General features: G+C 69.0%; 8 protein-coding genes. 1 reads left to right on the top strand and 7 read right to left on the bottom strand.

All coding sequences use genetic code 11. The annotated features are described in order from the left end of the window. Positions 1-3: 3 nt before the first annotated feature. Entirely contained in the window at positions 4-252 is a 249-nt protein-coding gene (locus tag NM1_RS15315) for an IS3 family transposase (RefSeq protein WP_157123921.1), read from the top strand. 37 nt (positions 253-289) lie between these two features. On the opposite strand, the gene NM1_RS15310 is transcribed toward NM1_RS15315, so the two are convergent. The 7 genes from NM1_RS15310 to NM1_RS15280 all read right to left on the bottom strand — a co-directional run bounded on the left by NM1_RS15310 (position 290) and on the right by NM1_RS15280 (position 12,502). Beyond that, positions 290-1,351, bottom strand: a complete 1,062-nt coding sequence (locus NM1_RS15310) for an IS110 family RNA-guided transposase (protein ID WP_068019982.1) — start codon at positions 1,349-1,351, stop codon at positions 290-292. Between the two features lie 385 nt (positions 1,352-1,736). Beyond that, positions 1,737-7,292, bottom strand: coding sequence for a MobF family relaxase (gene mobF, locus NM1_RS15305; RefSeq protein WP_068019979.1), 5,556 nt, complete (start codon positions 7,290-7,292; stop codon positions 1,737-1,739). 357 nt (positions 7,293-7,649) lie between these two features. Beyond that, positions 7,650-7,832, bottom strand: a complete 183-nt coding sequence (locus tag NM1_RS15300) for a hypothetical protein (protein ID WP_068019977.1) — start codon at positions 7,830-7,832, stop codon at positions 7,650-7,652. A 33-nt stretch (positions 7,833-7,865) separates the two neighbouring features. Further along, positions 7,866-9,320 (bottom strand): hypothetical protein, encoded by a 1,455-nt coding sequence (locus NM1_RS15295; RefSeq protein WP_068019975.1) that lies wholly within the window; start codon positions 9,318-9,320, stop codon positions 7,866-7,868. A gap of 395 nt (positions 9,321-9,715) precedes the next feature. Beyond that, on the bottom strand, positions 9,716-10,282 hold the full coding sequence (locus tag NM1_RS15290; RefSeq protein ID WP_068019974.1) for a single-stranded DNA-binding protein: 567 nt from the start codon (positions 10,280-10,282) through the stop codon (positions 9,716-9,718). Positions 10,283-10,408: 126 nt separating this feature from the next. Beyond that, a complete protein-coding gene (locus NM1_RS15285; RefSeq protein WP_068019972.1) occupies positions 10,409-12,166 on the bottom strand; it encodes a ParB/RepB/Spo0J family partition protein in 1,758 nt (585 codons plus the stop codon). Positions 12,167-12,280: 114 nt separating this feature from the next. Further along, entirely contained in the window at positions 12,281-12,502 is a 222-nt protein-coding gene (locus tag NM1_RS15280; protein ID WP_147289092.1) for a hypothetical protein, read from the bottom strand. Between the last annotated feature and the right edge of the window lie 139 nt (positions 12,503-12,641).

Below are 12,641 nucleotides of genomic sequence, written 5' to 3'. Positions count from 1 at the left end.
GGGATGGCTCAGTCGATGGGATCGGTCGGCGACAGCTACGACAATGCGCTCATGGAGAACTTTTTCTCCACGCTGAAGACCGAGCTGGTCTATCGGAACTTTTGGTGCACAAGGGAAGACGAGGAGAACGCGCTGTTCTCCTACATCGACGGCTGGTACAACACCCAGCGCATCCAGAAGAAGCTGGATTGGCGGTCACCGGACGAGTACGAGGCCAGCTACCATCAACGAGTTCCAGCCGGAACCGGATAATCCGCTCTCCGGCTCAGCGGGGGGGACTATCTGTTTGTCAAGTCGCAGAATAGGTCTCGGTGACCGATCTGCGGTGGCGTCTGGTGTCGTCGGCGGTCATGATCCGCCAGACGACGTTGGACAGGTGTCGTTTGAGGCAGCGCATGGCGGCGCGTGGGGAGGCTCCGGCGGTGATTCTGCGGTCGTAGTAGGCGCGACCGGCGCTGCCCGGCATTCGGACCTGGACCATCGCGATGGTGTGGATCGCGGCGTTGAGCTGCCGGTCGCCGTAGCGGCTGAGCCGGTGCACCTTGCGGTCGGCGCTGGCGATCTCGACCGGTGCGGTGCCGTTGTAGGTCGCATACGCCGCTGCCGTGGCGAAGCGTGTCGCCAGGCCGGTGCGACCGATCAGCCGCGCCGCCAGGATCGGACCGACGCCGTCCAGGTCCCGCAATCGGGTGCCGTGTTCGTCGAGCAGCTGATCCATGTCACTCTGGTTGGCCGCCAATTGCCGGTCGAGCCTGCGCACGTCGGCGATCAGGTCCTTGCACAGGCCGACGCGGACACGATCGGACAACGTCAGCGCGCGGAATCCGCGCAGCACAGCAGCGGCGGTGTTCGCGGTCAAGTTCACCGGGGCGCCTCCGGCGAGTAGTTCCCGCAGCAGCGCGTGCAACTGATTGACTGATCGAGTTCGGTTGGCGGACAGATTGTTTCGTCGCTCGTCCAGTAGCCCCAACGCCTCGGAGTGCTCGTCGGGGACAACCGGCCGGCAATCGCCTTGCAGCGCGGCGACACAGGCCGCGCCCGCGGCGTCGATCCGATCGTTCTTGCGTCGGCCGCCACGCGACAGCTCCCGCACTCGCGCGGTCGCGGTCGTCGGCACGTCCACCACCGTCTCACCACGCGCGATCAGCCACCGTGCCAGGTGGCGTCCCAGGCCGTCGGCGTTCTCGATAGCCCATCGCCGTCGCGGCCACGGCTTCGCCCACGAGATCAACCGCCGGTATTCAGCCAGCGTGGCCTCGACACGGATCGAGCCGAGATCGGTGTTGGTGGCCGGATCCACCGCGGCCGCGGTGTGGGTGCGCTTGTGCGGATCGACTCCGATGACGAGCATGAACGACAGGTCCCTTCTCACATCTGCGGGGCGGGATCCGCGGCGGACAATCCGACTTCAAGTACCTTGCCCGTGCTTGTGGTCATGCATCTCTTCAGTCACGCCGCGAACGCAGGCCGGGTGGCGCGACATACCCCCACGGAGTCAGCCGAAATCCCTTCGGCGACAGGAACCTCAGGAGTCAAACCACCCGGCCCGCTGCGGCACGCTACGGGGAGCTACCCCGACCACGAAACCGCTACCGGAGATATAAGTCGGAACCTCAGCGGGATGTTCGGCGGGATCTGCGGGGGACCTTGACCGAGCCGGGGTGGCGTGGGCACGTCGTTTTCGGCGCGGGGAGGCTCGCAACTGCCGCACCGGAGCATACCCACAGCACTGCCGGTTACAGGCCCAGGTCGTCGTCGTGTCCGCGCAGCGGATCGGCGACGGAACCGATCGGGTTGCCGGCCGACGCGGCTGTATCCGCGTCGGTTCGCCGGTATTGGCGCGCGGCGGCTTGGTCGGGGGTGAGTTGGCTGCGGCGGTGGTGTTCGGCTTCGAGGTCGGCGAGTTCGTTGCGTAGCCATCCCTGGTACGCGATGAGTGGTGTGTTGTCGTCGCGGCCGGCCGCTGGCGCGGGGCCGAAGAGGGTTTCCTCGTCGGCGTGCAGGGCGACGCAGCGGTGGAGGTCGCCAATGTATTGGGTGAGTTCGCGGTCGGTGAGCGCCTGCACGGGGTCGGAGGGATCGAATGTCGCGGCGTCCGGCGGGGTGGTGTCGGGGAAGGGGTTGTGGATGCGGACCCAGTCGGTGATGGCGTGGCGTGCGCGTCGTGTGGGGGCGTCGTGCCAGTCGCGGCGGAGCTTCGCGCGTGCCTGTTCGGTGGGGTAGGTGGCGGTGATGTGTGTGCAGCGCGTGGGAATGTGGTCGGCGGGGTCGTGGTCGGGGATGGCGGGCTGGTGGTCATCGCGGCAGTCGCCGCACAATCCGTCGTCGCCGCGCCGCCCCGGCAGGGGTTGGGTGTCGGTGACGGCGCGTTCGATTCCGCAATGCGCACACCCGAATCCGCGGTTTCCCGGGACCGCGGCGCGGTCGTAGTCGACCCGGTAGGCGTCCGGTCTATCGGCCCGGTGGCCGGAGGTGCGGTAGTGGTGGTCGATTCCCTCGGGCACCGGCAGATTTCTCGGGTCGTCGTCTGCGGCGGCGCGGTCGGCGAAATACGCCTCGGTGAAATCAGCACGCCGGTCCGGTTTCCGGCCAGTGGAACGGCGGCGCGGATCGACCCGTTCCGTGTGGTCGTGGGCGGCTTCATGGCTGGCGCTGCGCCGGTAGCCAGGCTCGGACGTGCTGGTGGTGGGTTGGTAGACGTGCGGGTCGTCGGCGGGAGTGCACGCATGAATGAGAGCGCGGTGCTCGGGATATCGGTCGGCGGCCCACCGTAGCCGCGCCTGGGCGACGGGCCAGCTGTTGCGGTAGAGGGTGGTGGTGACGCGGTCGAGGATGTCGCGTTCCTCGGCGCTGAGGTCCCGGGTCAGGGCGCGGAAGGTGGTGGTGGCGTCGTTGATGCGGCCGGTGCGGAACAGTTCGGCGACGTCGCGTAGTCGTTGCGGCACCGCTGGTTCCGGGTTGCGGCCGAGGTGTTCGGCCGCGGGTGCGTCGGGCTGGTGGTCGTCTGGGGTGGAGTTTGTGGTGTCCATCTCTGTTGCCGGGGTCGCGGTTTCGGTGTCGGGTTCGTGGGTGTGGTTGGTGGGGTGGAGGAGTGCTTCGATGCGCCAGGCCAGGGCGGTGGCGTACGCGCCGGGCCGGGGTGTCGTGGGGATGGGGTGTGCGGCGTGGAACAGTTCGCAGGCGGTGGACAGAACGTCGGTGGCCGTCCAGCCGGTGCCGGTGGCGTGGTCGACCGCAGCCACGAGCCGGGGCCATGCGGGGTCGGCCATCACCTGCTCGGCCACCTCGTCACCGAGGAGGCGTCGCAGGTGGGTGGTCCATTCCGGCCGTAGGTTCCGGCCCGCTGCGGTGGTGGCGAGGGCGGAGGGGTCGAGTCCGAGGCGGAACCACAACGCGGCGGCGGGCATGTCGTCGGGCAGCGGGCGCAGGGCGGCGGCGTGAGTGAGCAGGTCCTCGACGTCGAGACCGGCCGACTCGGCGGTGTCGAGACGGTCCGCGAGCACCGGCCACCACGGGTCGGCGAGGATATGGGTGTCGAGGCGTTTGGCGAGCGGACTCCAGGTGTGCACGGCGGTGGTGAGGTCGCCGACGGTGTCGATGACGCGGACGTCGAGCAGTTGCTGATGCTCGCGTTCCAGGACGGGATAACGGGCGGGGCCGGAGGGGCGTAGATCGGTGTCGGGGAGGTGGTGGGCGGCCCGCCACACCGCCAAATCTGAGACCAGCCGCGGGTTTCCGAGCAGCGGTCGTGCCCACACGGGCGCTGTCGACGCGGTCCACGATTGTGCGTCGGCGGTGATCTGGCCGGCCAGATCGGCGACGATGCGGGCCCGCGCCCGCAACTGTTCCGCGACCACCTCATCGGGCAGTCGGCCGGGGAGACTGCGCAGCCAGGGCAGGGGCCCGGTGTCGGTGGAGTGCGCGCCGGAGGGATCCAGGCGCCAATCCAGCACGGCGGCGCGATCTTTCGCAGTGTCGAGTTCCCGCTCTTGGACAGCGTCGCGCAGCGCGGTGACCGGGTCGCGGCCGGCCAGCGCGAGGGTCGCCAGATGCTGCCGCAGAACCGGGTAAGCGGGTGCGTCGAGCAATCCGGCGACGAGGCGTTCGGCGGCGGCGTCGAGACGAGCGAGCGCGTCGGGACCGAGCATGCCTTCGGCGGCGAGTCCGGTGGCGTCGAGGTAGATGTCGACCGCTGAGCCGAGACGGCGGTGCGGGTCGAGTGCATCGCGGAGTTCGGTGTGCGCGGAGATCTGGGTGGCGTCGCGGGCCAGGATGCGTTGCAGCACTTCGATCGCGGTGGTCGGGTAGAGGCCGGGTTCGGTCCAGAAGGAGGCTTCGCTGCCGTCGATCGCAGTCGGGACGTAGAGGTGGTTGGTGTGGGCGCCGCGGGTGAGGGCGACGTAGAGCTGGTTGCACGACTCGTAGCCGGTGAGCACGATATGGCAGGTGTCGGCGGTGACACCTTGCGCGGAGTCGATGGTCGCGGCGTAGCCGAGTCGCGCGTGCGTGGCCACATACGCGGCGGGGAGGCGTGTGGTGTGGCCGAGTTGGCGGCCGGGGCGGAGGTGGGTGGCGGTGATGCTGCCGTCGGGGTGGACGGTGTCGACGACCCACCGGTACCCGTTGCGCACCCAATCCGTGCTGCCGACGCGCAGGCGGGCGTCGTTGTGGCGGGTGCAGATGATGTCGCCTGCGGATGCGGAAAGGCCGTCCGCCGTCCGGGTTTCCGGCCCGGCGGGCAGGTCGGTGCGGGCGAGGCGGTCGTCGCGGGCCCGTTGGTTGAGTTCGCTGACGATGTCGTGGGAGCGGGCGAGCATGATGGTGTCCCGGCCGCCCATGTGGTCGGCGATCCAGGCGGTGTAGGCGTCGTCGTGCACCGCGCCGTGGGCGCCGGCGTGCACACGTTGGCGGTCGAGGTAGTAGCCGAGTCCGGCGGGGTCGCCGTCGCGGATATACAAGGTGGCGGAGGCTTCGGCGCGGTCGGCGAACCGCACTACCTGGGTGAGGGTGGAGGCGCGGTGGGCGTCGGCGGTTTCGGCGGCGGTGCCTCCGGCTTCGATCGATGGCAGCTGCTTGTCGTCGCCGACACATCGGATCGTCGCGTCCCGCGCGGCGAGGAATTCGAACAGACGCAGGCGTTTGTCGTCGCCGAGTTGCACGTGTTCGTCGACGATCACCAACGTGCTGGTATCGATCTGCAGCACCCACTGCGGCAACGACGGCACGCGATCGGCCGCAACGGTGCGTACGAATCGACGGGAGTTCGGGGTGTGGTCATCGAGAACGGTGAGCAGTTTGTCGACCGTTTCCACCCGCGCGCCGGTCGCTTCCCCGAGCACCGCGGCCGCCGAAGCGCGTGGCGCGAGACCCAACACAGTGCCGCCGGAGGCACGCCACGCGTTCACGAGTACGCGCATCGCGGTCGTCTTTCCCGAGCCGGCGGGTGCGTTGGTGGTCTCGATCCGCAGCGGCGAGCACGCGAACCCGGTCACCGCGGCGACCTGGCCGGGGTTCAACTGCCGGTCCTTGTTGGCCGGATCGGCGTTGTAGGCGCGCACCGCCTCGGCCACAAACCGCTGCGGAATCGTGCGCCCGCCGTGCTGCAGTGACAGGTCGATCAGCCGGGCTGCGACCTGTAAACGGTGCGCCGAGGTGTAGGACTGTGCACCGGCGACGGTGTGCACGCTGGCTCCGGAACGACGAGCGAACACCGCCGGGACGTCACGAAAGACCGGTTCCGCAGCGATGTCGGGGTTGCCGCGCGCGATGGAATGTGACGGCGACAGGGCTTCGGTGACAACGGCTTCGGCGACCTGCTCCCACCGATCTCGCGGCACCACGCCACGGAGTTGGCGTTCGGTCTCCGACCGGATGTGATGGCGCTGCCAGGTTGCTCGCTCCGCCGACACCGTTGCCAGCACCCGTCCGGCGGTGCTCGCGATCCACGCCGCATCCACTCTTGGCAGTGTCCGTGGCGGAGGTCGGAACACCTGAGACACGGTGTCGGCGACGGCTTTCCGGCCCCCGAGGACGGCCTCGGCTTGTGCGCGCCAGGCGGCGCGTTGCTGCGCCCACGACCGCAACCCATGCTTGACGGGTCGGGTTTCCAGCGTCGCGCGCTCGGCCAATCCGAACATTTCCTTCGACATCGGCTCACGCCCGACCTCCCGCTGAAACGCGGTGGCGAGCTCACCCAGCCGCGCCGTGATCGCGGCATCGCGCCGCGACCAGAACTCCGTGAGCGCCGCAGGCACCCCGACGATCTCGCGGATCGGCCGCTTCGCCGGATCCGTCCCTGAACGCTCGGCGAACTGCACACCGAGATCGGCTTCCAGGTGTTGTTCGAGGCGGGTGTTGTAGATCTCCGACACCGTGACCAGCAGCCGGTAGATCATCGACGCATCCAGGGTCCGCCAACGGCCATCCAACGTGCGCGATCGATTGGCTAATAGAACGTGTGTGTGCAAATCCGGGTCTCCGCAACGACTTTCCCGGTGCGTGAAGCGGGCCGCGATGATGCCCTCGACGTCGACTTGCCGGATGCCGTTGCGGCCCAAGCGGGTGTAGATCCCGTGCTGCTCCAGCCACCCGATCGCGTCATCGACCGCGGCGTCGTGCGCCGCCGCAATCCGCTCGGCGACCTTCCTGGGGGCGATCGCCCACAACGCACTCACCGACTTCACCGGCGAGAAAGTGATGTCGATACCGGCCACCGCCGCCGAGGGCGGCCGCGAAATCCGTGCCACCCACCCCGACAATTCACGATCGTCCAGGGGTGCACGCCCGTAGGTTTCGCGGAACATTCCGGCCGCGACTTCGGTGCGAATGCGCGCACGAACCTCATCGGGAATTGCCGCATGCGGGTCTATTCCGTGCTCGGTATTGTGTGTCGCGAACGCTTTCCCGCACCGATTCCTGAATTCGTTATCCCCGGAATAGACGCGATACGGATTCCCCAACCGTGTCGCCGCTTCCGCGATCCGTACCGCGTCACGGCGCTTCTGACCGGCCGCCATCTCGGCATCGATCACCTGTGCCTGGATGACATCGGCGTTCGGGTGCCGGCCTTCCCCGAACAGCGCTCTCATCTGGTCTTCGGTGACCTGCTCACCCGGCTCGATCCCCAACGCCGCCAACCCGGAGCCGTGCCAGCGGCCCGGCGCCTCACCATGTGCCGAGTAATAATCGGCCAGCGGATCGGGGCCGAGGTCGGTGGAATCACCCGCGGCGATCTGCCGCAGGTAGTAGAGATAGCCGTTCCCGGCAAGCACCTTGTGCAGCGTCGCTGTCACACTTCCAGGAAGCGCTAGAATCGGTGCTGAATGCCAGGGTTCGCATTCGGGTCGTTTTTACGAATTCCGCCATTTCCGCTGGTCGTTATTGAATCGTTACCTGAATGCAAGAGGTCTGCTTGTCGTGAATGAGTGAGAGAGGGTGGTTGGGGAGTGAGAAGGAGGAAGGAGGGAGGCGAGGTTGTGAGAGATGAGTGTGGAGGAGGGGGTTGGGTGCGATGGGGGATTGCGAGAGGGTGATTGGGGAGATGAGTGGACTGGTGGGTGGCAGTGGATTGTGATGCGCCGTCTGAGGGTTCGCCCGCAGGTCGGCGGGCGAGCGGCGGCCGGTGACGCTGGACCCCGCCGCGGTCCGGCCTACGGCCAGGGGCGCTGGTTGTCGGGTTTCTGGTCGCAGTAATGGTGGTGAATGGAGATCAGCGGCTTGCGGTCGGAGGCGAGGCAGCCGGTGATGACACCGAGGATTACGAAGATCAAGTCGTGCACGGGTTCCTCCCGGAGGGAGATGGTGGTGATCCGGTCCGCCGCGGGAGTGGGCACCGCGGCGGACCGGAGCAGGGGATGCCGTCTGGGTCAGGCGGCGGTGGGCTGGCGTGGTGCGGCGGTGACGAGGCCGAGCCAGACGCGGCATTCGGTGCAGAACCCGTCGTCGTGGATGGCGCGGATGCGGGTGCAGCCCTCGCAGCGGGCTTGGCGCTGTCCGGCCCCGAGCAGCGGGCCCTGCCGACGGCGCGGCCGGGCCGGAGGCTGCTCGGTGTCGACGTCCGGTGTGTCGGTGGCGGGGGTCGCGCCGGGAAGGTCTGCCTGGCTGGCGAATTGGTCGATCAGCTCGGTGAGCCAGCGGGGCGCGCGGCGGCGGGCCTCGGCCAGGATCGCCCGTGCCGAGGTCGGGTAGGTGTCGGCGAGGAATTGGCAGTAGGCGTGCGCGAGGTCGCTGGCACCGAATCCGGCGGGGAGTTCCGGCAAGCCGGGTCGGTCGTCGGCGCGGCAGTGGTCGCACAGGCCGTCGTCGCTGCGGACGTGGCCGTCGCGGGTGTGGAGTGCGCGCTGATCGGTGGTGGGGCGTTCGATGAAGCAGGACACGCACCGCCATCCCGAGACCGGGGTCATGGCTTCGGTGTCGTAGTCGAGTCCGTTGCCGCCGACGGGCATTTCGGGGCGGCGATCCCCACGCAGCTGGGTGCGTTTGTCGGCGTAGGCGAGTGCGCGCTCCTCCGGCACCGGACGCTTCCCGGCGAGCGCGGCAGCTCGGATGTGTTGTTCGGCGACGTAGCCGACAAGCTGGCAGTCCCAGATCTCGCGGGATTCGTCGGCGTCGGCGGGTGGGGTGTCGCCGGGCCACCGGCGAATCCACTGGCCGGGCTCGGGGGTGGGCAGCAGGCCCTCGGCGCGCAGGTGCTCCTCGCGGGCGCGGGCGTCGGCGAGTTCGCGGGCGGCGGTGTCGACGTACAGGTTCTCCGCGACGTAGGTGCCAACGATCTTCGGCTCAGAGACGGCGGGGCGGCGCTTGCCGCGGCCCTGGACGCGAGCGCGGATCCGGTCGGGGCTCATGCGCGACTTGTCGGTCTCCCTTGAGGGGGCGAGGTATGTGCGGCCCGGAGGGTTGCGCCACATCCGGATCGATTGGCGCGGCAGTTCGGCGGCGGGCAGCTGGGCGTGCTGGGCGAAGGCTTCGTCGTCGACGGAGGTGCCGTTGCGGCGAGCCTGCCGCTCGAGCGCGGCGATCCGGTCGGCGCGGTCGCGGACGTAGAGGCCGGGGTCGGTGTCAGGCACCAGCCGCAGCAGCCGCGCATGCTGGGACTCGTCGTGGGCCCACTGCGCGTCCAGCCGCCGCAGTGCGGTCTCGTACGGGTAGCGAGTGAAGGTCTCGACCAGGTCGTCGAGGAACTCACGATCGGCGGGTTTCGCCAGCGCGAGCGCGTCATCGAAGCGGCGGCGGGCGGCGCGGCGGTCGCGGGTGAAGGTGTAGTCGAGGTCGGCGATGGCGTCGAGGAAGGCACTGGAGTCGGAGACATTGGTTTCGGACACGTCGAAAGTTCCTGTTCTGGTTCGTGATTCACGGGATGGACACCCGCCCGCAGCGCGAAGGCCCCGGCATGCGGGATGTCCGGCTGGTCCGGACGACCAGCCGAGGGCGGAGAAACCGGGCCGGGACGCGACGCGCCGGCCGGGAACGCGCCGGGGCGTGCGCGCGCGAATTCCGCGCGCAGACAGCACGACTGGGCGCGGACGGAGCCGACGCCGCGCCCGGGGAATTCGGGTGCGCCGTGCGCGGGCACGGCTGGCGTGGCGCGTCCCGGGCTGGTAGCCCTCGGGTGGCTGGTCGTGTGGACCAGCCGGACATCCCACCCCTCACCGACACCTCACCCCGCCGCCGTGCCTGAGCACGGCGACGGGGTGAGAGTGAGATCCGGTGGAGTGGGTCAGAATCCGGGCTCGTCGTCCGGGTTGCCGAAGCCGCCGGCGCCGACTCCGGCGAGTGCGGGGGCCGACCACGGATCGTCGGCGGCCACGGTGGTGACCGGCTCCCCGGCATCGCTGCTACCGCCCGAGCCTGGGCGGCCGAACCCGCTGCCGTTGGTCGCGGTCCGCCGCGGCGACGTCGCCGTGGCGGTGGAGCGGCCCGACGGGTTGCGGGTGACCTTCGCGGTCGCGTACCGCAGCGAGGCGGCGACCTCGTCGACCTCGAGTTCCACGACGGTGCGGGTGTCGCCCTCGCGGGTGGTGAACGAACGCTGCTTCAGGCGGCCGGTGACGATCACTCGCGAACCGCGGGTGAGGGATTCGGCGAGATTCTCCGCGGGCTGCCGCCACAGGCTGCACCGCAGGAACAGCGCCTCACCGTCACGCCACTCGCCGGAGGTGCGATCGAAGTAGCGGGGCGTGGACGCGACCGTGAAGTTCACGACGGCATCGCCGCGCGGGACGAAGGTCAACTCCGGATCCGCCGTCAAGTTCCCGGTGATGGTCAACCGTGTATCGCCAGCCATAGTGAGCGGCCTCCATTCGATGAGTGTTGGTGAATCGCTGCTGATTTCCGCCGGAGCAAGGGACGCCGCCGACCGGGTCGTCGTGGAGGACGTGGACGGCGGCGCACCCGGCCAGACCTGCGGGGGTTAGGTGTCGAGGTCGATGTGGCGGTAGTCGATGAGTGCGGCGGCGGCCTGTTCGACGTCGACGAGCGTGTAGTCGGTGGTTTCGTCGCCGGTGGCGAGTTCCTTGCCGACCTCGGCGAGGAAGGTCAGGTATCGGGGCAGGCGGCCGTAGGGGTTGCGCCACAACGACTTGTCGATCAGCGTCTCGTAGCCCCCGAGCACCAATCCGAGGGTGATCACCTGCGCTCGCTGCGTGGTCGCCGAGGCGGCGGTGGTGGCGAGTTCGTCGGTGGGCACCGACGTGCCGAGGAGGTCGCGTGCCGTGCGTACCGCGCCGTCGGATTTGAGCAGATCGGGGAACAGCAGCAGCGACTCGGCGACGAACGCGGCGGCCTGCGTTGGCGGTTTGCGCCGATTCAGCACCCGCACCAGGAACTCGCGGCGGCGCTCGTTCGCGGCTTCACCCCGCGTGTTGAGCACTCGGACGCGTTTGCGTTCCAGCCGGTCCAACTCCCGCTCCGCTGCGGCCGCGGCTGCGGCCTGGCGGGTCCGCTCGGCCCGCGCGGCAGGCGAATCATCCTCGCCGCCTCCGGCTTCGGTGCCGGACATCTCCGGTTCCCGCAGCCGTAGGCCCGAGCCGGGGAGCTGGTCGGCGAGCAGGTAGTAGGCCGGGGTCCAGCGGTCGCGCCAGGCGACACTATCGGCATGTCGCAGCCCGGCGGCCGGTTCGGTCCCGTTGTCGCCGTTGGTGTCCCAGTCGACGGTGTCGGGGTCGACGGGATCACCGCTGTCGCGGTCGACCAGGTCGACGTTCTCCTCGACGTCCACCCACACCGCCCAGCGGGCGGCGTCCCCGCGAATCAGGTCCTCGGTCACCGGAGCACCGGTCTCGGTTTCCAGCTGCTCGGTCGCGATGAAGCGGGCATCGGTGGTGCTGGTGTCGGGTTCGTCGGCGAGCACGCCGAACCCGTAGGCGGCATACAACAGCGACGCCTCCAGCCGGGCGCGGGTCTCCCGCCGCTCCCTCGCGATTCGTTTCGCCCGGTAGGTGAAGTCGAACGACCGCACGGTACTGAGCTGCTCCACCGCGTCGGTGTCACCGAGCCGTTCGTACTCGGCGATCACCTCCAGCTGGTCGAGGCTGAAGGTACGGGAGTCGGCCAGCCCCTTGGCGGTCGGGGACGCGCCGATCGCGGCGGCCTTTTTCACGTTGTCGCGTTTGAGCTGTAGCCCTTTCGCGACGCGGGTGACCGACGCGCCGAGGTCGAGCATCAACGCCACGGCGGCGGTGTCGTCGGCCTGGGTCATCGGCACCCGGCGGTGGTTGACGTTCATCTGCATCAACGTCGTCCGGATGCGCCGCTCGTTGTCCGGCAGTTCGGGGTCGACGTCGGACACCCACGCCGGGATCCACGCAGCCTCGGCCTCCAACGCCAGCAGTGTGCGGATCTGCCCGTCGAGCACCCACAACGCACCGTCGGATTGCCGCTCGACAAGGAGGGCTTCCAGAACTCCGAATTGCCGGATGGACTCCAGCATTTCGGGATAGTGCGTGAGATCGAAACTGCGGCGGACGTTCTCGGCGATCACCAAGTCCGACGGCCGGACCCACAACGCCTCCGCGCGCGGCGCAGGCGTCTGCGACTCCTCGCCGTTGGTGACGGCCGGGCCAGGGTCGAACGGGTCGCGATGGAGTACATCTGCCGGTGCACGATCCGGTGTGATGCCGGTGGCAGGGTCGAGAACGGCAGTGCCGGTGACGGGTTCGGTCGATGACACGGATTGTCTCCTGACATGACAGCGGGGGGGCCACCACCGACCGGAAACGATTTCCGGTCAGCGATGACCCCGCCGTGACGGGTAGAAACGTGGTGCGCGGGATCGGGTTCGGGGTTAGGCGGCGGGCCGTCGCCCGGCAGTACGCGAGACGTTGAGCGGCTGCAGCCGCAGCACACCGGACTCGTCTTCGACGTAGGTCCAGTGACGGCCCCGCCAGCCGGAATGCTCCGCGCGCCACCGCTCCGCGGCGGCGGATTCCAGCACCGGTGCGTCGCCAGCGAGTCCGCGGTGGGCGAGCCGTTCGAACTCCGAACGCGTCACGGTCGATGCAGGCATGAACAAACCTCCTAGGGAAAGGGATGAGGAAACCGATGGGCCCCCTCGGGAACGGGCCGGGGCGTGGTGGGAAACCGGAATCGGTTAGGCGTCAACGGCATAGTTGAGGGGTGGAAGGGTGCAGTGAAACAACGAATTC

Origin of the sequence: Nocardia mexicana NBRC 108244 (assembly GCF_001613165.1) — a bacterium.
Taxonomy (GTDB): domain Bacteria; phylum Actinomycetota; class Actinomycetes; order Mycobacteriales; family Mycobacteriaceae; genus Nocardia; species Nocardia mexicana.
Note: the sequence above shows the minus strand (reverse complement) of the source record. Positions and strands in the feature narration are given on the sequence as shown.